Below are 22,978 nucleotides of genomic sequence, written 5' to 3' on the forward strand. Positions count from 1 at the left end.
GTAAACTGTCATAAATTGCTTGCAACATTTTGATCTATTTTTAGCCAGCCGATGCCAGTTTCACTGATAGAACCTTCTTCACAATCGCTCATCAGCGATAAAATACTCCAATGGACAAAAGCACTGCTCGTCACCATGGTGTGGGTCAGCGCCGGCCTTTTTGGTCTTTATATCCTGGCCTTCTACGCTGCTCCGCTGGCGGGAGGTAACCTGGACAAATGGAACGACCTGCTCCCCAACCTTTACCGGGAAGGTGACACAGCAGCCACGTCCGGTATTGGCCTGCACTTTGCCGCAGGGGGAATCATTCTCATTCTTGGAAGTATTCAACTGATTGATGCTGTCAGAAATAGTTACCCGGCGTTTCATCGTTGGGTTGGCCGTGTGTATGTTGTCGCCTGTTTGCTTGCTGCTGTTGGCGGGCTGACTTTCATCTTCGTAAAGGGCACCATTGGCGGTACGGTGATGGACATAGGCTTCGGGCTTTACGGTGTATTGATGTTCATTGCAGGCATTCAAACCTACAGCCACGCCGCCGCCCGCCGCATCGACCTTCACCGGGTATGGGCTTTGCGTCTCTATGCCCTGGCCATTGGCTCCTGGCTCTACAGGATGGACTACGGCTTTTGGTTCTCCTTTACCGATCGCCTTGGGCACACCGAGCATTTCACTGGATTATTCGACAGGGTGATGGCTTTCTTCTTCTACTTGCCCAACTTGCTGGTGGTGGAGCTTTTTGTTCGCTCGCAAAAAGGTAATAGAACGGCACTGTACAACTATGGCGTCGCTTTCATTCTGCTGCTTACCACAGGATTTTTGGGGCTGGGCACGTATTATTTCACCAGGATGTACTGGGGCCCGGCGATTGTTGGGTGGTTGATGGGTTAGGAAGGCAAGAACCCAGTAATGAAAAAGAAGCTTACCTGTAGATATCCTTTCGATGCGCAATTCTCCTCACACTGATAATTTTGATCTTGTCTTCAATAGCATAAATTACTCTGTAGTCTCCAACACGAATTCGCCACAGGCTTTCATTACTCCCCTTTAATTTTTTGCTGCCGTCCGGTCTGGGGTTTTCTGCTAGAGCGTCGATTGAAGAAGATATTTCCTGTACTGCTTGACTTGGTAGCTTTAGGAGTTCCTTTCCCGCCTTCCGTTTGAAATTGATTTGGTACACTAGAGTTTTCCTTCTGCTTTTAGCTGTTTTTTCAGCTCTTCCCAGCTAATCTCATCATCATTCTTTCTGCTTTCTGAAATGACTACGTCCAGCAATTCTTCAATTTCACCCTGATGTTCTTCAAGTTGTTCAAGATCTATTTGGACGAAACGCTTTTTATTATTTTCGTCACTAATGAAGGTTACTCCTTTCATGGCAGGATTTTTCAAGATATAACGTAAAGTTAACGAATTAATTTATTGGAGAAACGTAGAATGGCATTTGCTTTAGACTCTTTACTGACGGTTATTTTTAGACTACTTGTGACTATTTTAGCAAGTAATAAGGGAGCTGAGTAAGCTAGCTTTCTCATCAGACTTCAGCTTTTACCGCCACCGCATCCAGAATATACCCGATCACTTTCTCATCAGCAATAATCTGGTTATGGTTGGTACCGGTTACATGCACGAACGACGACATCGGCAGCATTTCGTTGAGTTCGAGGCCCTTGGTGAAAGGCACCGTTTTGTCATGCTCGTCATAAATCATGTGCAGGTCGAGGTGCTTCAGGTTGTCGGCCTTATTTCTGAGATCGAAATAGTCGATGGATTCATGGTAGTGTTTTTCTACCAATTCACACATTTCGTTGAACACCCGCTCTTTACAGCCAACCTGGTCAATGATTTCCTGGAAGAAATACCGGGTGTAGGGTGGCGTAGCAATAATAATTAAGTGATTGGGATGGAAGGCGGTGCTCATTTCATTCACCGTCAGCCCGGCGGCCAGTCCGCCGATGGAATAACCCACCACGGCATGGTAAGGGCCGTTTCGTGAATAATGGGTTTTTAGCACGTCCCGTATTTCTGGGAGTGCGGTATGAGTGCCCGCCGACAAGCCATGCCCCTTCATATCTACGCCTTCAACCGTATAGCCCTCTGCCACAAGTGTTTCAATCATGCGCCGGAAATCAGCAATTTTAGAGCCCCAGCCATGAGACAGCAAGATGGTTTTACCGTTGCTGGCGTCTGCGGGCTGCCAGCGGTAGGCCTTAAGGTCATTTCCCCTGTACTTGATGACGCTGATTTCGGCCTTTTCAATCAGGGCATGCTGTTTGTCGTTGAACCTCACCGTCGGAGTCTTGGTGAACTGGTTCCAGATAATGGAAGAGGTTAATTTCGGTGACACATGCTGTAGTGTATGCAAACCCTTGATCAGCCATTCCATTTGTGCATTGGCCTTTTTGGCAGGCTTCTTTACTTTCTTTTCTTCGCTTGATGTTTGGATAAGTACTTTTTTCATAGCTATATACCGATTGGTATTTAATAAGGTAAAAAAATTAGACTGTTATTGAATCAATGAGTGAATGAAGGTATTTCTTTACGACACTGTATGACTGCCCATCACCTTCGACCTTCGAAAGCACAATTGCTCCCTGGATTGAAGTATAAATCATCATACCAATAGCCTCAGCATTGACACTGGCATCAATTTGTCCTTCCCTGATACCACGGGCCAATATTTTGGTAATGGAGGTTTTCATGATGCCGACGGATCGAATAGCCTTCGACCTCAGCTGCGGGTAGTTGTCATCTGCTTCCACGCTGGTGTTGATAATAGGGCAACCTCCAGAGAACGGTGGCGACTTTATGTACTCTTCGTGATAATTTACTATAGCTTTCAGCTTTAGTGGAGCTGTTGCCGCAGCGCTGATCCTTTCTTTCAATTCCTGCATCACCACTTCAATGGCATATTCGAAAGAGGCTTCTGCTACCTCATCCTTGTTTTTGAAGTTCCCGTAAATGGCCCCCTTGGTAATGCCGGTGGCTTTGGTAATGTCAGACAATGAAGTAGCCCGGTAGCCCTGCGTATTGAACAGGGATATCGCTTTCTCTATTATGAGTTGCTTAGTGGCCTCCGGGTTTCTCATTCTTACAAATATACCGATTGGTATTTTATAATCAAAATACGGACTATCGCACGAAAGGTTTCATAGAAGGAATAGAACATCTAATTTTGGCAACTTATGCCGGACTTGAAGTTGTTGAACGTAGACAGGGTGCCTACGCAGGGGGTGAAAGAACTGCTGGACAATAATATCATTGGCACGCCGGGAAAGAGCATGGTTTACCAGCACCTGCAGGCTGAAGATAAGTATATGAGCATTCCTCAGCCATTTTTTGTCAGCCTGGTTCGCAGAAGCAAAGTGATAGCCACCTGTTGCTTTTGTAAACGGGAAACAAGCAACAGGGGCGTGGTAGGCGAATCGTATTATGTGAGGTACTTCACCTTTCATCCTTCGTTGAGAAAACTTGGTGACAAGTACATAGAACGACCTCAGGAAGACGGGGTGTTGCGTCGTGAGATTCGCTCGTTGCTTAGTGGTGCGGGTTTTGAAGCAAAGGCTCCCCATTTTTTCTATGCCTATGTCGATGGTGGAAACGTAAGATCAGAGGCATTTGTGAAGAGCTTTTGCTTTGAAAAGGTTGGTTCCTTTGTGTCGCTGGTGTTTAGCAGGTTCAATCCACGGTTGAGTAAAACTGTTGAAAAGCTATCGCCAGGTGAATGGGACAGTTTCAAGCTCAGACTGCTAAAGTTTTACAGCGACCATGCACTTGTAACGGACGAGAACCTTTTCTACAAAGGGAACTACTTTGTGATCAGAGAGCAGGGAAAAATAGTGGCAGGCATTCAGGCAAATCCGGAGAATTGGCGGGTGGATGACATGCCGGGAAAGGCTGGTAAAGTGATGATGAATGTTTTCCCAAAAGTGCGACTGCTGAGCAAGATTTTTCACCCCAACTATCGTTTTGTCACTGTCGAAGGGGTATATTATAAGTCTGGCCACGAAAAGAAGCTGGCCCCATTGCTGGCACATGCGCTTGCAGTAAATGGCGTCTACTCAGCTGTCATTTGTGTCGACCCGACTTCCAGACTTTACCCTGTCATGCAATCACTGGGCCTTGGGTTAGTGAGCAAGCTTCGCAAGCCCAAACTGGTGGATGTGATGGTGAAATCGAATGGTGTTGATGTGGCCGACTTGAAAGGGCCGGTGTATGTGTCGGCGGTGGACGTGAGTTGAGAACGAATTAAAGAGGTTACGCTGTACTGAAGCGCACAGTAACCTCTTTAATCCAATTCTCTATCGTTTTTCCTCTGATTTTTTTGTAATTAGGGTGTCGTATTTTATGAAACACCTGCTTAACTACCGGTTCCTTATTTTGCCTGCCATTGCCCTTGCAATAGGACTAGCCGTCTGGCAAATGTACCCCCGCAAAAAAGTTGACTTCAGCACAGAAGTCAAGCCCATTCTTAACCAGCATTGTATTACCTGCCATGGTGGCGTAAAAAAGAACGGTGGCTTTAGTGTGCTTTTTAGAGAAGAAGCCCTTGGTAACACCAAATCCGGGAAGCCGGCTATTATCCCGGGTCATGCCGACGAAAGCGAGCTGATGAGAAGGCTCCTGGCCAATGACCCTGAGGTGAAAATGCCCTACAAAAAAAAGCCGCTGTCTGACGAAGAGATTGACATTTTAAGAAGGTGGATTGATGAAGGAGCAGAATGGGGAGAGCATTGGGCTTATCAGCCGGTGGAGAAGCCGGCATTGCCAACGGCCAAATCGTTTGCTTCTTTGAATGAAAGTGAAGTGCCAGCGTCAGAGCAACCCGTCGACTTGTTCATAAGAAAAAAGCTTTCCGAGATGGGTCTGCAACCCTCGCCCGAAGCGCCCAAAGATATTTTACTGCGAAGGGTAAGCCTGGATTTGACCGGGTTGCCACCTTCTGATGAGTTGGTAGAAGCTTTTCTTACGGATGGGAATCCAATGACCTACGAAGAAGTGGTGGACGCATTACTGGCTGACCCTGCCTATGGGGAGCGCTGGACGGCGATGTGGCTTGATTTGGCCCGCTATGCTGATACCAAGGGCTATGAGCGGGATCCGGGCCGGGAGATCTGGCATTACCGTGACTGGCTGATCAAAGCATTCAACGAAGACAAGCCTTACGATGATTTTCTCACCGAGCAGCTGGCAGGAGACCTGCTACCGAACCCGACTGATGACCAGCTAATTGCTACAGCTTTCCATCGCAACACAATGACCAATGATGAGGGAGGTACTGATAATGAGGAGTTCAGAGTTGCGGCGGTGCTTGACCGTGTCAATACCACCTGGGAGGTGCTGATGGGCACTACTTTCGCCTGCGTGCAGTGCCACAGTCATCCTTATGACCCGATAAGGCATGAGGACTATTATAGATTTGCCGCATTTTTCAATAATACGAGGGACGAAGACACTTATGACGAGTACCCGCTTCTACGGCACTTCGAAACGGAAGACAGCACCAAGCTGGCCTCTCTGAAGAACTGGCTTGAAGAAAATGCGACGACTGCTAAAACGAAAGAAGTTGTCCAGTTTGTGAAGACCTGGCAGCCGGCCATCAATTCAATTACTGCCGATGAGTTTGTCGATGCAGAGCTTGCTGATACCAAGTGGCTGGTGTTCCGCAATTATGGCGTGGCCAGGCTGCCCAGCGTGGAGCTGACAGAGAGGAATTTACTCACTTATCGTTACCGAACCAATATAAAGGACGGCACCTGGACAATCAGACTTGACGACAGAAAAAATGGTAGTGTGCTCAAAGAACTGAAAATGAAAGATACGGGTGGTAAATGGGTAATCGATACCCTTTCTTTTGCCGGGGTAGAAGGACGCCACCATGTTTATCTTTCCTACGAAAGCCCCAGCCTTACCAATCCAGTGGCCAACGGTATTTTCTTCGACTGGTTTCACTTCTCCGGCCAGTTTCCTGGGGGTGAAGCGGCCGATGAAGCCCAAAGTACCTACTGGGAGCTGGTGAACGCCAAAGTGGAGACGACACCCATTATGGTGGAAAATCCTCCTGGGATGACAAGAGAAACCCATGTGTTCGAAAGAGGCAACTGGCTGGTGAAAGGGGAGAAGGTGGAGCCCGGCGTTCCTGAAGTCTTCCCGGATTTGCCCGACGGAGCACCGGCAAACAGACTAGGCATGGCCATGTGGCTGACGGATCCTGCCAACCCCCTTACGGCAAGAACGATCATTAACCGACTTTGGGAGCAACTATACGGTCAGGGATTGGCGGAAACGCTGGAGGACCTCGGCAGCCAGGGGATAGAGCCAACACATCCGGAGCTGCTGGATTACCTGTCGTGGCAGCTGGTGAATGAGCATGACTGGAGCCTGAAGCAAATACTGAAGACCATGGTGATGTCGGCCACCTACAGGCAAAGTTCAGTGGCAACCGACGACGTGCTTGAAAAAGACCAATTCAACCAATACTACGCAAGGGCACCACGTACCAGGCTCTCGGCAGAACAGCTGCGTGACCAGGCATTGGCAGTTAGCGGCCTATTGAGCAGTAAAATGTATGGCCCGAGTGTGATGCCTTATCAACCTAAAGGAATTTGGAATTCTGCCTACTCCAATGCCGAATGGAAGCAAAGCGAAGGGGAAGACCAGCACCGGCGTGGTGTGTATACGTACTGGAAGCGCACCAGTGCTTACCCGGCCATGCTTACTTTTGACGCTACTGCCCGGGAGGTGTGCGTGGCCCGCAGAATACCGACTAACACGCCACTTCAAGCCCTGGTGCTGCTCAACGACTCAGTGTATGTGGAAGCTGCCCATCACTTAGCGCTCAAGATGAAGCAATCGGGAGAGTCGCCGGAGGATCATATCGACTATGGATACCGGGCGGCGATGAAAAAGCCTATCACGCCAGGTAAGCGGCAGGCATTAGAAAACCTGTACAACCAAGCACTCAGAAGCTATGAAGGGGAGGAAGATGCTGAAACCCAGGCGATGCAATTGGTGGCCGCAGCCATTCTAAATTTGGATGAATTTGTAACGAGGAATTAGCCATGACCAACTACGAGAAACTGATTCATGAAGCGAACATAGAGCAGGCCAGGCTCAAAACCAGGCGGCACTTCCTCAAAGACTGCGGGATGGGCATGGGAGCCATGGCTTTATCGTCTGTTTTGTGGGGTTGCGACACAGGTTCCAATTTGAACTCATTTGCTTCGGGCAACCCGATGGCGCCAAAAGCTCCTCACTTTCCCGGACGGGTCAAGTCAGTGATTTATTTGCACATGGCTGGCGCTCCGTCACAGCTGGAGCTTTTTGATTACAAACCCGAGCTACAAAAGCTCAATGGTCAAGACTGCCCAGCGTCATTCCTCGATGGGAAACGTTTTGCCTTTATTCGGGGGGTGCCCAAAATGCTGGGACCTCAGGCCAATTTCAAGCAACGAGGCCAAAGTGGCGCCTGGATTTCTGATTTTCTGCCACACATGCACAGCATTGCCGACGATATCACTTTTGTGAAGGCCCTGGAAACTGACCAGTTCAACCATGCACCGGCTCAACTGCTGATGCACACAGGCGGAGCCAGGCTTGGACGACCAAGCATGGGCTCCTGGGTGACCTATGGCCTGGGAACGGAGAACCAGAACCTGCCTGGCTTTGTGGTGCTCACCTCCGGTGGCAGCACACCCGATGCAGGGAAAAGCGTGTGGGGAAGTGGCTTTTTGCCAAGCGTTTATCAGGGGATTCAGTGCCGCTCAGTTGGCGACCCGGTATTGTTCATCAATAATCCGGACAATGTAACCCGTGATTTGCGCAAAGCATCAATTGATGCCATCAATAAAGTGAATCAGGAAACACATGAGGAGTTCAACGATCCGGAAACGTTGACTCGCATTTCTCAGTATGAGCTGGCTTTCCGCATGCAAATGTCGGCACCGGAAGTGATGAATATCGATTCAGAGCCCCAGTATATCAAAGACATGTACGGAGTGACTCCTGGCAAGGCAAGCTTTGCCAATAACGTGCTCCTGGCTCGCAAGCTGGTAGAAAATGGCGTTCGGTTCGTGCAGTTGTACGACTGGGGCTGGGACACTCATGGCACAGGCCCGGATGCATCTGTTGGGGCTGGCCTGCAGGGCAAATGCCGCCAGGTGGACAGAGCCACGACGGCGTTGATCCTTGATTTGAAACAACGGGGCCTGCTTGACGAAACACTGGTTGTTTGGGGGGGAGAATTTGGCAGAACGCCCATGCTGGAAAACAGGGAGGGCAAGGCTAATCCTTATCTGGGCCGTGACCACCATGTGGAAGCTTTCACCATCTGGATGGCCGGAGGTGGGATCAAGAAAGGCTTCAGCTTTGGGGAAACCGATGAGATAGGCTATGCAGCGGTGAAAGACAAAGCGCTTACATACGATATTCAGGCTACCATTCTTCACCAGCTGGGCTTTGACCATGAAAAGCTCACCTACCAATTCCAGGGGCGCCCGTTCAGGTTAACGGATGTGCATGGACACGTGCTGACGGAGATTTTGAGTTGATCGACTTATTAGATGAAAAGAAGAGATTTTATTGGAACCACTTTGGGGGCAGGCATAGGAGTGGGGCTGGCGGCCTCACCACTACTGGCCTCCAAGCGAAAACAAACCAACACACCTGATATGAAGATTAAAATACTGGCTACCAACTGGGGAGATGGAGATACCATAGAGGACTTTTGCAAAAAAATCAAAAGCTATGGCTATGACGGGCTGGAGGTATGGTATCCAACCGATGCCGGAGATAGAGAAAGGTTGGTGAATGCCACCAAAGCCAATGGATTAGCGTATGGCTTTCTTGTGGGTGCATACCAGCCTGACTTTCAGCCTCATTTTGAACTCTTCGAAACGAATCTTCGGGCCGCTACAAAGATGAAGCCTTTGTATATCAACTGTCACTCCGGCAAAGACTTCTTTTCCTACGAGCAAAACAAACAATTTATTGACCTGACCATCAAAGTCAGCAAGGAATCCGGCGTGGGCATTCACCACGAAACGCATCGCTCCCGCATCATGTACTCGGCTCCGGTTGCCAGAAACTTCATTGAGAAAAACCCGGATCTGACATTGACGCTGGACATTTCACATTGGTGTAACGTACACGAGACTTTGCTGCAAGATCAAAAGGAAACGGTAGACATGGCTTTGCAACGTACCAGGCACATTCACCTGCGTGTGGGGCATCCGGAAAGTCCTCAGGTGAACGATCCTAGGGCGCCGGAATGGAACGAGGCCCTTGACCAGCACCTGGCCTGGTGGGACAAAGTCATTGAGCTGCGGAAAAACGCCGGTGCCAACACCATGACCTTCCTGACTGAATTTGGCCCGGCTGATTATATGCCTACCATTCCTTATACGAGGCAACCCGTTGCTAACCAGTGGGATATAAATCGTTATATGCTTGAGTTGATCAGAGACCGATACACTTCATAACCCAGCTACTCAGGCTTCTATGGACTACGGTATCGTTTCATTTATTGGCAAATTCCACCCCCTGCTTGTGCACCTGCCTATCGGTATGCTGATAATTGCCATCCTTTTTGGCTTTATGAGCTTAAAGGAAAACTACAGTTACCTCAAGGGAGCTAACCACATTGTGCTTTTTCTTGCAGCGGTTTCGGCCACGCTGTCAGCTTTTACAGGCTGGATACTTTCACAATCGGGTGGCTACGCAAATGAACTGATCGACTGGCATCAGTGGATGGGCATAGGCCTTGTTCTTATAAGCTGGGTGGCATTTTTTGTGCACTCGAGAAGCGAGAAAGTTTTTAAATCGGCGCTGATTGTTTCAGGACTGCTTTTAGTAATTACCGGACACCTGGGAGGCAGCATTACACATGGAGACGGCTTTCTGACGCCTCCGCCACTCTCGGAATGGTTTGTAAAAGAGGGAGCGGCTGTTCCGCCTATTGTTCTGACAAAAGAGACGCTGGGATATGAGGCCATTGCTAATATTGTGGATAGAAAATGCAAGAGCTGTCACGGCCCCGGCAGCCAGAAGGGAAAGTTGAGACTCGATTCACCTGAAGAAATGCTGAAGGGAGGGAAGCACGGAGAAGTGATAGTGGCTTCTTTGCCAGAGGAAAGTCATTTGATAGAAAACATCCTCTTACCGATTGACAATGATGATCATATGCCACCTAAGGAGAAGAGTCAGTTGAGTAAGGCCGAGGTGGCTATATTGGTGCAGTGGGTGGCCACAGGTGCTTCTTTTGACAAGACAGTGGAAGAACTGGCGTGGAGCGATAGTCTCATTATGGCGTACAATGCTGCTACGTCCAACAAACCAGCTACCTATGCCTATATTCCACAGGACAAGGTTCAGCATGTGGAAGCAGCTTTGGTGACAAGACTCGACACGCTCGGCGTGAGTATTGTGCCTGTGAGCGACGGTAGTAACTATTTGAATGTGAAATTCTTGCATGTGCCTGAGCACTACATGACGGAGGCTTTTCAGTTGCTTACGTCCATAAATAAACAGTGTGTGTGGCTGGACTTGACAGGAAAAGCTCTTGAGCCCGAACACCTTGAATACCTTGGGAAGATGCAAAACTTGACGAAGCTGAGTCTCAAAGACTGTGGATTGAACGATAGCCTTATGTCAAAATTACAGCCTTTGTCGAGATTGGAATACGTGAACCTTGTTAATAATCCAGTGACAGCAGACGGCATCAAGACTTTACAAGGTAACGCCGGTCTTCAGCAATTGTTCCTCTTTCAAACCGAGGTGCAGCCGACAGATACTGCAGCTTTACGGGGAATATTTGAAAATGCTTCTATAGACCTTGGTGGCTACGAAATGCCGCTGATTGAGGCAGATACCAGTAAGATTATTTATTGAGTACCTCTTGCTTTTTTTTTATGAGGGTACCAATACCAAAGCCGATCAGCAATAGCCAGGGGAATCCGTGAAAAATTGAATCGAACCAGTCCATGGGCTGCATGCCAACAGCGCCGCCAGCTATCCACTTGATTTTGCCCCAAATGTGCGGCTCAGGGAAGAAGGGAGCCAGACCCAAAGTAAGGCAGAGTAGTAGAATCGTTTTTATGGAGAATATCTGCATATCTTCTTTTTTTCTACAAAGGTAAGTTAGCCGAAAGTAGAGATGAGTGACATAAGTTACTCCCGGAGCAAAAAGTAAGGCCTTTGACTCAAAGGAATCAAAGGCCCTGGTATCGCTGCTTGTTAGGATTTACTCGCAGGCTACGTCGTTCAATGTTGTATCCCAGCAGTGGTACAAGTTATCCTCAAAAAAGACTTGGCTTTTGATTTTTCCATTGCTGTTCTCGGCACTCCAGAGCACCTCTATTGTATTTTCGGTATTGGTGTCTATGATAGTGACGTTCCTGTCAAGCTCGGCGCCGGCATCAACCATATAGCTAATCGAACTTCCGAAACTGTCGCCCGGCTTTTCAACTGTGAAGGTAACATCTGCAATTCCATCAACTTCCGATTTGGACCACTCAGATGACAGCCATGGATTTGGCTTGTCAGGCCCTTCATAGAGTGTCCAGGTGCCGGCATTGGCCATGAAATTGGACTCCCCCGTAAACCACACGAAGTCGGAAAAGCCACCTGCTTTCGAAATATAGCCTGTCCAGGTAACATCACTGCCATCCACATCAGCAGTAAGTTTTACGGAGTAAGAGCCACTGTTGGGAACAGATGTATCATAAGTCCAAACCCATAATTTAGTTTCTGTATCAAATGTAGCCTCTTGATTCACCGCTAGTTTAAACGCAGTAACAGGAACAACCAACGCCCCGGAAAGGATGCCAGAATACACTCCAACACTTGTAGCAGCATATACCCAATTCCTGACAACCATTTGCCTGCCACCTCCATCGCCGTCACTGCCGATAAAATGATCAAAATTGGGAGCCATGCTCGTACCGGGAGGCATTGCCGGAGCAGTGCCCGGGTCTACTTCTTCATCTTTGTTACATGACACAAAAAGAATTGAAAATGACAATAGAAATGCTAGTTTTCTCATGTTGAAATTTATTGGTACAACTACTGAATTAACGATCACAAAAGCTATAAATTGTATAAAAAGAATATTAAATGTAATATTTTAAATAAAACCAAGCGCAACTGCTTTGAAAGTGCCTTTACTATCGGAATGACAAAATAGGGCAGCTACTCTTGCTATTTTTGCATAAATACTCTGATGTCTTTCACTAACAAATCAAAATCAGGTTGGTGGTTGTACATCATGTGCCCGCCCTCGTAATATTTCAATTGCACCATTTCTTTAGGAATTCCATTGCGGGCAAAGGTGTATTCAGCATCAAAAAAGGGTGTGATCAGGTCATAATATCCGCAAGCCACCAATACCTTAAGATCCTTGTTGCGTCGCATGCTCTCAGCCAGTTTTCTGGCTACATTCACATAAATCGGCTCCCAGTATTCACCTTCCGGCGCATCTCGCCATCTCCAGTTAGCTCCAACTTCTTCGCTGGAGGTGATATAGGGCCTGTCCATTTCAATATTTAGCTCTGAGGCAAAATAGTGATTGAGGGCTGCCGTATAAGCTGCATCCATTTGGTAGTCGGAAGCATCGCCTAGCGTTGGATATTCCGCCACATCGTCTGCCTCATCGCCTTTGAACCTTCCATCGAGTCTGCCGATGGCGAGTCCTTCCTGCTCCATCAGTTTTTTCTGGAACCGTGGAACAAGTACTCGCAGGTCTGATTTTAAGACGTAGTCTTTTGATAGCCCGGTAAAATAGGAAATTTTTTCAGCGATTTGATTTTGTGCATCTGCACTAAGCATGCTCCCTTTGAGCAATGCCGGCGCATACTCATCCGTCGTGAATACCCGACACTCCTGCACAAAGGCCTCTAAAGTTTTGTTTTGTCCGGCTTTCTTGTGGTACCACGCAGTGGCAGCCATACTTGGCAGGTAGGTAAGGTAGGAGATCACGTTGTCGTGAATGGAGGTGGAGCCCTGATAATCGACTGCCTGAGAAATCAGGACAAGTCCGTTCATTGAAACACTTTGTCCGCTTCCTTCCAGCACATTGGTCACCGCCGCAGCCCGTGTGGTCCCGAAGCTTTCGCCAAAAATGTATTTCGGAGAATTCCACCTTTTGTTTTCAGTGATCCAAAGTCTGATAAATTGCGCAACCGAGTTGGCGTCTTCGTTTAGTCCCCAGAAATCCTTTCCAGATCCTTTGCCAACTGGAACGCTGAAGCCCGTACCTATGGGGTCTACAAAAACCAGGTCCGTAACGTCGAGCAGGCACTGTTGATTGTTCACGATAGGATAGGGGGCGCCGCCGTCGTCTGTGTCCGCATTGCTTGCGATTTTTACAATTCGAGGTCCCAGAAAGCCCATGTGTAACCAAACAGAAGCTGAGCCAGGGCCGCCGTTGAAAATGAAAGTGACAGGCCGCTTGCTATAATCAGTGACTCCTTCCTGCAAATAGGAGACCGACCACAGCGCTCCGATAGGTTCGTTTTTATCATTTTTCAGGTGTGTTTCCTTCCCGACAGCTTTGTACCGCACGGCCTTTCCATTGAAGGTGCCCTGGTGTTGTGTGATAAATGATTTCGGCGCAGGTATCTCTTTTACTGTCGAGTCAGCCTTTTGTGCATTGGATAAATGAACAAGGCCAAGCAAAGTGAAAGCGCATAGAATGGTTTTCATTAAGGTCATCAATTTGAGTTGAATGTTTTGTGCCCACAATTTGATCAAACTTTTTTATTACAACAGAACAATGGGGGGCGAAAAATTTGTTGTGATGTGAGCAATGTCACGCAATGTGTCGGACGGTATTTTTATACTTGCCAAAACCTTTCATATTTGTTGGTTATAGCGATTTTAATTAAACAAACCCTATTTTAGATGTTTTCATACGATGCCAGGGTGCTTAGTGCAGTGTTGTCAGCCATTGTTGAGTCCTCTGTGTCTGACGATGCCTGGCGATGGCTTCAAGAAAAAGCGGCTGATATCTCTTCTTCTGAAACGGGATCAGCATTAAATGTGGCTTTCGCTGCTATTCCCAGAAAGGTTGGCAAGAATCATTTGAGCCTTAGCGAAGGTGCTGTGACTAACATCCAACAAATCAGACATGGTTTTCAAATAACCAATTGGTCAATTGACCGCTTGTGTCGGGTGTGGGTGCTGATTCAGGTGCCGGCTTCAAGCAAGACCAATTACACAGTCAGGATTCAAAACCTGTTTCTGGCGGCGGAAATGAATGAGCTGGTGGCGTTGTATTCTGCACTGCCTGTGTTAGCTTATCCCGAAGTGTGGAAAGCCCAGTGTGCCGAAGGGATACGAAGCAATATAGGTGATGTGCTGGAGGCAATTATGTGCAATAACCCGTATCCCTCGGAGCAACTCGATGAAGCTGCCTGGAATCAACTGGTGCTGAAGGCAATATTTACAGAAAAACCGTTGCATTCGATTATTGGGTTGGACGACAGGGCAAATCTGGAGCTGGCCAACACGCTCTCCGATTTTGCGCATGAAAGATGGGCGGCGCACCGGGCAGTACCTCCCATGTTGTGGAGATGTGTCGGGCCTTTCATCAATGAAAAAACCATAGGCGATATGGAGCGCCTGGTGCTGTCTGTCGATAGCACAGAAAGAGAAGCTGCGGCTCTTGCCTGTAGTGCGAGCCAATTTCCTGCTGCCACTGAACTCCTGGATAGGAACAAGCAGCTGAATACATTGGTTAAATCGGGTGACATTTCCTGGGAAAGTATAGCAAAGAAAACAGAGCTGGTTTAGCTCAGAATAAAAACAGAACGATTATGTGTTGTAGTGATAATTTTACTGAGGCGGATTTACAAAAAAGGGACGCCAACCCTGTTTATCTCGATAGTGTAAAGGGCATGCAGTTTTTCGACCCCCATGTGCACATGACATCCCGCACGACGGACGACTACCAGGCCATGGCGGACGCCGGTGTGGTGGCCCTTATCGAGCCTGCCTTCTGGCTCGGGCAGCCCCGAACGGGCATTGCGACTTTCCGTGACTACTATGCCAGCCTGATCGGTTGGGAACGGTTCAGGTCGTCGCAGTTTGGTATCAAGCACTACTGCACGATAGGGCTGAACAGCCGGGAAGCGAACAACGAAGCTTTGGCTGAGCAGGTGATGGAAATCCTGCCACTGTTTATTTACAAAGAAGGCGTAGTGGGTGTTGGTGAAATAGGTTTCGACGACCAGACACCGGCAGAAGAGAAATACTACCGGGCGCAGCTTGACCTCGCCAAAGAAGCAGGGCTGCCTGTGCAAATTCATACACCTCACCGGGACAAAAAACGAGGCACCCAACGCAGTATGGACATCGCCCTGGAGCAGGGCCTTGACCCGAAGATGGTGGTTGTTGACCACAATAATGAAGAGACTGTAAAGGAAGTATTGGATCGTGGCTTTTGGGCAGCTTTCACCATTTATCCTTTTACCAAAATGGGTAACGAGCGGATGGTCGAAGTGGTGAAACAGTACGGACCCGACAGAATAATGATCAACTCCGCTGCCGACTGGGGCATCAGCGATCCGCTGGCCGTGCCGAAAACAGCGGCTTTGATGAAACAGCATGGTATCAGCGATGAAGTCATTCGTTTGGTTACCTACCAAAATGCCATCACGGCGTTTGGTCAGAGTGGGCAAATCGACGAGGCGGACTTTGCCTCGGTGAAAGACATTGATCAAAGCCAAAAATTCGAAGGCAATACGGTTTTGCGTGGCGGCCAGCAACCACGCATGGATAAGAACTCCCTGATCATCAAATAATTTGAAGCAAATCATCGGACTCTTGCGCCTTACGAGGCCAGCCAATATTGTCACTGCGGTAGCCGACATTCTGGCTGGTGTGGCTATTTCTGGTTACCTGACCGCCTTCACCCACGGGGCAACGCCCATTATCTGGCTGAGCCTGGCCACCATGGGCTTATATGGTGGCGGCGTTGTGCTCAACGACGTGTTTGATGCGGAGCTTGACGCCGTCGAGCGGCCGGAACGACCGATTCCCAGTGGTGTGGTTTCCAGGTTTATGGCAGCAATGCTTGGGGCGGTCCTTTTGGGCATCGGTATCTTAGCCGCTGGCAAAGTGAGCTGGATGCCATCTGGATTGATCGCCGCAGCCATCGCCTTTTTTTCCGTCGTTTACGATAAATGGGGCAAGCATCAGCTTATTTTGGGGCCCGTCAACATGGGACTCTGCAGAGGCCTGAACCTGATGCTTGGTATGAGCATTGTTTCTGGTATCCTTGAGATGTATTGGTGGCTGGGCATCGTGCCGGTGGTTTATATCGCTGCCATTACCATGATCAGCCGGGGCGAAGTGCATGGAGGCAGCAAATTGACCCTGTATAATGCGCTGGTGCTTTACGCCGTGGTAATTAGCGCTGTTTTATGGTTCTCGATAGAAAACAATACGTTTTATCTCACATTGCCCTTTGTTCTTGCATTTGGTGGAATGATTGCTTTTCCGCTATTCAAAGCGATATCCAATCCTATTGGGAAGAATATAGGAAAGGCGGTCAAAGCAGGAGTCATTGCATTGATACTAATGAATGCTGCCTGGGCATCAGCTTTTGGCGTTACGTATTTTGCCCTGGGTATTGTACTTTTGTTGCCCTTGTCGTTATTGGTGGCGAAAGCCTTTGCTGTAACGTGAATTTGTTTGTTTTAAATTTTCAGCCTGACATCAGGCAATTAGCATAGTTATGGAGTTTTTACAACAGTCCTTCAGTGTGAAGTTTGACTACAAAGTGTATTTCACCACAAACCTTTTCGATAGGTCGAACGATACACTTTCAAGTTTTCTGAAAGAAAGAATGGAAGAAGGTACCATCCAAAAGGTACTGTTTGTTTTGGATCAGGGAGTGGACGAAGCGCATCCCGGTCTAAAGCAAGGTATTCAAGACTATTTTGAGACTGTCGATAATATCCACCTCATTCTTGAGACACTAGTCGTGCCGGGTGGTGAAGAAGCTAAAATCGATGAAAGCCTCCTGTATCAGGTTATTGATTCGGTGAACGCCCACGGCATCGACCGGCATTCGTACCTGGTGGCTATTGGTGGTGGGGCTGTACTCGACATGGTGGGGTATGCTGCTGCCATTTCACACAGGGGCGTACGGCATATCCGCATCCCTACTACCGTGCTTTCTCAAAACGATTCTGGGGTGGGTGTGAAAAATGGCGTCAATTTCTATCGGAAAAAGAATTTCCTCGGCACATTTGCTCCGCCTGTTGCTGTATTCAATGACTATCATTTTCTGACTACTTTATCTGACCTCGACTGGAGATCAGGCATGTCGGAAGCAGTGAAGGTGGCACTTATCAAAGATGCTTCCTTCTTTGACTGGATTGAGCACAACGCCACCATGCTGGCAGCCCGTGACATGGGTGCCATGAAATATTTAGTGAAACGGTGCGCCGCACTGCACCTCGACCATATTGCCGGCAAAGACCCTTTTGAAACAGGATCTTCCAGACCGCTTGACTTCGGTCACTGGAGTGCGCACAAACTGGAAGCGCTAGCGGATTTTTCTATCAGACACGGTGAGGCGGTGGCGATTGGTATTGCCCTCGACACGGTCTACTCAATGCTTACCAACAGACTGTCGGAAGCCGATGCCAGGAGAATTCTAGTGGTGCTTCAAAATCTTGGTTTCCCATTGCAGCATCCACTACTTCAGTTTGAAGAAGGCAATAGCCCGCTACTCGATGGCCTGAATGAGTTCAGAGAGCACCTGGGTGGCAAACTCACCATTATGCTGTTGATAGCTATTGGGATAGGGGAAGAAGTGCATGAAATGAATGAGAAACTAATCCGTGAGTCCAGTGAATGGCTGGAAAGTTATGCTCACCAACAAACGATCAGGCTCTGATTATGAAAACAGACTTTGGCTACTTAACCTACTGCTCCAACATACATGCCGGCGAAAGCTGGGCAGATCATTTCGCTGCACTCAGGAAGTTCATTCCTTCGGTGAAAGAGAAATGCAGCCCAGACCAGCCTTTTGGGATTGGGCTACGATTATCTAACGAGGCATCGATCGACCTTGCTAAAGAGGGAGCCCTGCTTGAATTTAAAGACTGGCTGTCCACTTCTGGCTGTTATGTCTTCACGATGAATGGGTTTCCTTACGGTGGTTTTCATAACACCCGTGTGAAAGAGCAGGTACACGCTCCCGACTGGACTACCACGGACAGGCTGAGCTACACGATCAGGATGTTCGACATTCTTTCACAACTGCTTCCTGAAGGGATGGAAGGAGGGATTTCTACCTCACCTTTGACGTATCGCTACTGGCACAAGCCTAAAGACCTCGAGAATATTTTCGAAGCCACAACGCTGAAAATCATTGAGGTAGCCAAACACCTGAAAAGGCTACGTGACACGACAGGTCAGCTACTCCATCTTGACATTGAGCCTGAGCCAGACGGCCTTTTGGAGTCTGGACCAGAGTTCATCGACTGGTATGAGGCATACCTGCTTCCGCTTGGCACATCTGAGCTACAAAAGGCATTTGGTATTTCAGCAGCAGAGGCCGAGGCGACCATCAAGCGCCATGTACAGCTTTGCTACGACGTGTGTCACTTTGCAGTCGGTTATGAAAATCATCAGGAAGTGGTCAACAAACTGAAATCCTCGGGCATCAAAACAGGCAAAATTCAGATTAGCGCTGCGCTAAAAGCACCTATGGCGTCAGGAAAGGCGAGGAATCCAGTGATCGCTGCCTTCAAAGGATTCAACGAGTCAACCTACCTGCATCAGGTAGTGGCCCGAACCCAAAGCGATGGTTTTAAACGCTATCCGGATTTGCCAGAAGCCCTTGCTGATGCTGACAATCAGGACATAAAGGAATGGCGTTCTCATTTCCATGTCCCCTTATTTGTCGAAGACTACGGCGTATTGAAGTCGACACAAGAAGACATTGTGAAGGTGCTTGACCTTCAAAAGGCAAAACCATTCACCAATCATCTTGAAATTGAAACCTACACATGGGAGGTGCTCCCGGAAGGTTTGAAATTAGCTATTGATGAATCCATCGTGAGAGAGATGAACTGGGTTACTGATCAGCTAAATACCGAGTTCGACTAAGTAGCAAATGAAAAAAACCGTCGTTATTGATATTGTAGGGCTATCGGCACACCTGATAGGAGACCAAACACCATTTCTTCAAGAGTATTTAAAGGGAAGGCACGTTCAATCCATTGTGCCTATGCTGCCTGCGGTTACCACTTCTGTACAGTCGACCTATGTCACCGGCAAATGGCCGTCTGAAACGGGCATCGTTGGCAATGGCTGGTACGATCATCAGGATTCGGAAATAAAGTTCTGGAAGCAGTCGAATAAACTGGTAGCCGGAGAGAAAATATGGGAGAGGGCGAAGAAAGTTGATCCTTCGTTTACCTGCTCCAAAATGTTCTGGTGGTACAATATGTACTCCTCGGCCGACTTTTCTGCAACACCCAGGCCTCAATACCTGGCCGATGGGAGAAAAATGCCTGATTGCTATACGCAGCCGGCCGGCCTTAGGGATGAGTTGCAGAAGGAGTTGGGTCAATTCCCCTTGTTTCAGTTTTGGGGGCCTGGTGCTAACATCAAATCCACCCAATGGATAGCTGATGCTTCTGTTTTTACCGATCGCCGATACGACCCCACGTTGACGCTCATCTATTTGCCCCATCTCGACTACTGCTTACAAAAATTCGGTCTCGATTTCGAGTTGATAGGAAAGGAGCTCACCGAAATTGACCAGGTGGTAAAAGGGCTGGTGGACTACTACACAAAAAAGAAGGCCAATATTATCTTGTTGTCAGAATACGGCATAAGCCCGGTGAGCAGACCTGTTCATTTCAACAGACTGCTGCGCAAAAAAGGGCTTCTTGGTATCCGGGAGGAAAGGGGGCTGGAGTTACTGGATGCTGGTGCTTCGAAAGCATTTGCCGTATCCGACCATCAAGTTGCACACATTTATGTCAACGATCCATTGGTAATGGAAGAGGTAAAACGGCTGGCCGAAGCTACTCAGGGAGTGAGTTTGGTGTTGGACAAAGCCCAGCAAAAGAAACATCATATTAACCACGAAAGATCTGGTGATCTCGTGCTCATAGCCGACGAGCATAGTTGGTTCACTTACTATTTTTGGCTCGACGATGTCAAAGCACCTGACTACGCAAGGGCTGTAGACATCCATAAGAAGCCTGGCTACGATCCCTTGGAGATGTTTATGAGCTCGAAGCTCAGGGCAGGATACAAACTGCTCCGCAAAAAGATGGGCTTTCGCTATGTGATGGACGTGATCCCTCTGGATGCCAATTTGATCAGGGGCTCCCATGGAAGCCCTTTCGTTGACAAGAAATACCATCCAATACTTGTAACTGACAAAAAAGTAAGCGATTCTTCAGTACCAGCCACATCTGTGCACGACATTATCTGGCAATCTCTTACAAACTGAGTTTAGCTATTTCTTACAGCAATAGGTGCTGCTAGCAAAGTGTCAGGGATTCCAAAAGCGTCAGTTAACGCCACAGCGTTTTGCCGAACCTCCAAACAAAGCGAGTTGACCAGCTGGCGAATGGCCTTGGTTTTGGCACCAGCCATGTAGTCAGCCTCCAGGTACCAGCCTTTGTGTTTCTCTATTTGGGACAAGGCAAATAACTGACAAAGCTTGGTAAGGATATGCTTGCTGCCTTCATCAGTTACTTCGCTAATCTTCTCCTGAAACTGTTCCAGAATAATTCTTTCGATGTAAGCATGCCCGACCATCACCAGGTGGTACTGGCATTGATTGAAAGCGTCGAAAGAGTCCATTCCCTGATCGATGTAGTGCTTCAGTCGCTTGGCAGAAGATGCCAGAATGCTTTTTTCCCGGTACCTGAATGCTGCCAGGTGAAACTCTGAATCCAGCAGGTGTTCTTTGTCAGTGTTTCTGATGGTAATGGGGTTCATTTCCTGAATACTCACCTTGGCCTGATCGGTCACGTAGTTCAGCATGCCGAACAGGTTCATGTGACCAAACTCCTGTCTGAATTCAGAAAGTCTGCTCTTCGCCACCAGCTGCATCAGTACTGTGTTGTCTCCTTCGAAAGTGGTGTAAATCTCTGTGTCATTTTTCAAAGCGGCGATGCGGTTTTCAGCTAAATAACCTTTGCCCCCAAGTGCTTCTCTGCACTCCTGCAAGCTAGCGGTAGCGTTCCATGTCGCCCACGACTTTAGCCCGGCGGCCAGTGCTTCTATCTCCTGCATATCTTCTTCCGTTCTTTTAAGGAACCGTTGTGTAAGATACTGAAGGGAGAAATGCAACGCATAAGCATTGGAAAGGAGTGGCATGAGGCGACGCTGGTGTGTGCGGTAGTTGAGGATGGGAACCTCTGTACCACCTTCAGGCCCGAATTGTCTTCTGCCATCGGCATATCGAATAGCAATAGTAAGCCCGGATTTCGTGGCGCTTAGCCCAGAGCGGGGAATGCCGATTCTGCCGCCCACGAGAGTCCCAAGCATGGTAAAGAACCGGCGATTGTCGCTGCTGATTGGGCTGGCGAATTGCCCATTTTCATCGATGCTGGCAAAGCGATCCAGCATGCTTTCCTTTGGAATTACCACATTGTCGAAACATATCACTCCGTTATCGACGCCGTTCAAGCCCATCTTTCTGCCGCAATCTTTAATTGTCACCCCCTGGTGCATGGCGCCCTTTTTGTCTCGTAGGGGAACAACAAAGGCGCTGACGCCGTAGTCGGTTCCGTCAATGATCAGCTTGGCAAATACCGTGGCCATTTGGCCATGCAACGCTGCATTGCCAATGTACTCCTTCTGGGCTTTGGGGTTGGGTGTGTGAATGGTAATTTTGCCCGACTTGTGATCATAGGTGGCAGTGGTTTCAATGCCCTTTACATTTGAACCATGGCCTGTTTCTGTCATTGCAAAACAGCCCGGGAGATTGAGCGTACCCGCATCAGCCAGGTGTTTTTTATGGTGTTTTTCGGTGCCCAAGAAATAGATACTCATACCGAAAAGCCCAAACTGTACCCCAAACTTAATGACCATGCTCAGGTCGTGGTAGCTGAGAGTTTCCATGATGGTGAAATAGCCTTCCATGTCATCAGCGCCACCAAACTCTTTAGGGTAAGCACGGTTGCCATAACCTTGCGACGCAAGAATTTTGCACCAATGGAGTACTTTTTCACGGTATTCGGTAAGGTCTCCCGTGTCCGGGTATTTGAACTCGGGGTCGGATAGAAGTGTCTTTACTTTGGTAATGAGGGCAGCTTGATCACCGTCCAAAATTGCCCTGAGTTTATCAACCGAAAATGTTTGTTGAGATGCGAGTGTTTCCGCTTCGGTAGCAGCCCTGTCATTAGACGCCAGATGGAATGCGGACTCCCTGCTAATAATGCCCAACGCATCTTCAATATCCCGCAGTGGCTGCTGAGCATTCTGAAAGGCCACTTCATCCCTGCCGATACTATTAAGCTCTGCAAGCTTGTTGCCAATGTCCACCAGACTTGTTTTCATTTCGGGCGACAGTTCCTGAGAGATACGTTTTATTTCTGTGAGCCAGCTTTTTATCTCGTTAGGAGACGGCGGCTTAGCAGGGTTCAGGTAAGACAGCAGCAATTCCCTTTCCTCGGTTTTCAGCCACGACTGCTTGTTAATCAAACTTTGGATATTTTTTATCTCACTTGGCGTAAGTACATCATCTGCCCATACCATGTAAAACATTGGAAGAAAAGAATACAGAGATGGATTGGCTTTTAGTAGCGGGGAATTGATCATGGGTGTTATTGTTTGTCTAAATTTTACTCTTTAAAAGTTTTAAAACAATGATAATTTGGTCCAGCATTAGCTTTTAATCACCGGGCTTCCCAAAAAGGCCATAAAAGATTTTGACCTTTCGAAAAAAGAGTTGTTCAATACAACTAGAGATTGATTAGTTTGATTCAACTAACTCTAACAAACC

General features: G+C 48.1%; 20 protein-coding genes. 12 read left to right on the top strand and 8 right to left on the bottom strand.

The features are described from left to right. The first annotated feature begins 51 nt into the window (after positions 1–51). Complete coding sequence (locus tag GC130_RS19300) at positions 52–888, top strand: DUF2306 domain-containing protein (RefSeq protein ID WP_151999992.1); 837 nt, start codon at positions 52–54, stop codon at positions 886–888. A 31-nt stretch (positions 889–919) separates the two neighbouring features. Here the strand turns inward: GC130_RS19300 and GC130_RS19305 are convergent, their stop codons facing one another. The 4 genes from GC130_RS19305 to GC130_RS19320 all read right to left on the bottom strand — a co-directional run bounded on the left by GC130_RS19305 (position 920) and on the right by GC130_RS19320 (position 3,083). Further along, on the bottom strand, positions 920–1,177 hold the full coding sequence (locus GC130_RS19305; protein ID WP_151999993.1) for a type II toxin-antitoxin system RelE/ParE family toxin: 258 nt from the start codon (positions 1,175–1,177) through the stop codon (positions 920–922). After that, positions 1,177–1,371: a hypothetical protein gene (locus tag GC130_RS19310; RefSeq protein ID WP_151999994.1), complete on the bottom strand. Its 195-nt coding sequence runs from the start codon at positions 1,369–1,371 to the stop codon at positions 1,177–1,179. Before GC130_RS19310 ends, GC130_RS19305 begins: the two co-directional genes overlap by 1 nt. A 157-nt stretch (positions 1,372–1,528) precedes the next feature. After that, positions 1,529–2,455 carry an alpha/beta hydrolase gene (locus GC130_RS19315; RefSeq protein ID WP_151999995.1) on the bottom strand — a complete coding sequence of 309 codons (927 nt, stop codon included), beginning with the start codon at positions 2,453–2,455 and terminating at the stop codon, positions 1,529–1,531. Positions 2,456–2,492: 37 nt separating this feature from the next. After that, complete coding sequence (locus GC130_RS19320) at positions 2,493–3,083, bottom strand: TetR/AcrR family transcriptional regulator (protein WP_151999996.1); 591 nt, start codon at positions 3,081–3,083, stop codon at positions 2,493–2,495. A 96-nt stretch (positions 3,084–3,179) separates the two neighbouring features. Here GC130_RS19320 and GC130_RS19325 point away from each other — a divergent pair, with 96 nt between their 5' ends. The 5 genes from GC130_RS19325 to GC130_RS19345 all read left to right on the top strand — a co-directional run bounded on the left by GC130_RS19325 (position 3,180) and on the right by GC130_RS19345 (position 10,881). After that, entirely contained in the window at positions 3,180–4,235 is a 1,056-nt protein-coding gene (locus GC130_RS19325; protein ID WP_151999997.1) for a hypothetical protein, read from the top strand. A gap of 106 nt (positions 4,236–4,341) precedes the next feature. Further along, positions 4,342–7,053 (top strand): DUF1553 domain-containing protein, encoded by a 2,712-nt coding sequence (locus GC130_RS19330; protein WP_151999998.1) that lies wholly within the window; start codon positions 4,342–4,344, stop codon positions 7,051–7,053. Positions 7,054–7,055: 2 nt separating this feature from the next. Further along, complete coding sequence (locus tag GC130_RS19335; protein ID WP_151999999.1) at positions 7,056–8,543, top strand: DUF1501 domain-containing protein; 1,488 nt, start codon at positions 7,056–7,058, stop codon at positions 8,541–8,543. A 12-nt stretch (positions 8,544–8,555) separates the two neighbouring features. After that, positions 8,556–9,473 carry a sugar phosphate isomerase/epimerase gene (locus GC130_RS19340; RefSeq protein WP_152000000.1) on the top strand — a complete coding sequence of 306 codons (918 nt, stop codon included), beginning with the start codon at positions 8,556–8,558 and terminating at the stop codon, positions 9,471–9,473. A gap of 19 nt (positions 9,474–9,492) precedes the next feature. Then, complete coding sequence (locus GC130_RS19345) at positions 9,493–10,881, top strand: c-type cytochrome domain-containing protein (RefSeq protein WP_152000001.1); 1,389 nt, start codon at positions 9,493–9,495, stop codon at positions 10,879–10,881. Here GC130_RS19345 and GC130_RS19350 read toward each other — a convergent pair. The 3 genes from GC130_RS19350 to GC130_RS19360 all read right to left on the bottom strand — a co-directional run bounded on the left by GC130_RS19350 (position 10,871) and on the right by GC130_RS19360 (position 13,692). After that, a complete protein-coding gene (locus GC130_RS19350; protein WP_152000002.1) occupies positions 10,871–11,104 on the bottom strand; it encodes a hypothetical protein in 234 nt (77 codons plus the stop codon). The two genes, GC130_RS19345 and GC130_RS19350, sit on opposite strands and share 11 nt — an antisense overlap. A 129-nt stretch (positions 11,105–11,233) precedes the next feature. Next, on the bottom strand, positions 11,234–12,034 hold the full coding sequence (locus tag GC130_RS19355; RefSeq protein ID WP_152000003.1) for a hypothetical protein: 801 nt from the start codon (positions 12,032–12,034) through the stop codon (positions 11,234–11,236). Positions 12,035–12,189: 155 nt separating this feature from the next. Next, positions 12,190–13,692: a S10 family peptidase gene (locus GC130_RS19360; RefSeq protein ID WP_152000004.1), complete on the bottom strand. Its 1,503-nt coding sequence runs from the start codon at positions 13,690–13,692 to the stop codon at positions 12,190–12,192. A gap of 198 nt (positions 13,693–13,890) precedes the next feature. On the opposite strand from GC130_RS19360, the gene GC130_RS19365 reads away from it, so the two are divergent. From GC130_RS19365 to GC130_RS19390, 6 genes are all read left to right on the top strand, one after another. Then, on the top strand, positions 13,891–14,781 hold the full coding sequence (locus tag GC130_RS19365; RefSeq protein WP_152000005.1) for an EboA domain-containing protein: 891 nt from the start codon (positions 13,891–13,893) through the stop codon (positions 14,779–14,781). Between the two features lie 104 nt (positions 14,782–14,885). Further along, entirely contained in the window at positions 14,886–15,791 is a 906-nt protein-coding gene (locus GC130_RS19370; protein WP_201568377.1) for a TatD family hydrolase, read from the top strand. 22 nt (positions 15,792–15,813) lie between these two features. Next, a complete protein-coding gene (gene eboC / locus GC130_RS19375; RefSeq protein ID WP_226940551.1) occupies positions 15,814–16,677 on the top strand; it encodes a UbiA-like protein EboC in 864 nt (287 codons plus the stop codon). 49 nt (positions 16,678–16,726) lie between these two features. Next, complete coding sequence (locus GC130_RS19380; protein ID WP_152000008.1) at positions 16,727–17,896, top strand: 3-dehydroquinate synthase; 1,170 nt, start codon at positions 16,727–16,729, stop codon at positions 17,894–17,896. Positions 17,897–17,898: 2 nt separating this feature from the next. After that, positions 17,899–19,113 carry a metabolite traffic protein EboE gene (gene eboE / locus GC130_RS19385; protein ID WP_152000009.1) on the top strand — a complete coding sequence of 405 codons (1,215 nt, stop codon included), beginning with the start codon at positions 17,899–17,901 and terminating at the stop codon, positions 19,111–19,113. A gap of 7 nt (positions 19,114–19,120) precedes the next feature. Next, positions 19,121–20,473, top strand: coding sequence for an alkaline phosphatase family protein (locus GC130_RS19390; protein ID WP_152000010.1), 1,353 nt, complete (start codon positions 19,121–19,123; stop codon positions 20,471–20,473). Positions 20,474–20,475: 2 nt separating this feature from the next. On the opposite strand, the gene GC130_RS19395 is transcribed toward GC130_RS19390, so the two are convergent. Next, positions 20,476–22,794, bottom strand: a complete 2,319-nt coding sequence (locus GC130_RS19395; protein WP_152000011.1) for an acyl-CoA dehydrogenase — start codon at positions 22,792–22,794, stop codon at positions 20,476–20,478. Positions 22,795–22,978: the final 184 nt, after the last annotated feature.

Origin of the sequence: Imperialibacter sp. EC-SDR9 (assembly GCF_902498805.1) — a bacterium.
Classification (GTDB): Bacteria; Bacteroidota; Bacteroidia; order Cytophagales; family Cyclobacteriaceae; genus Imperialibacter.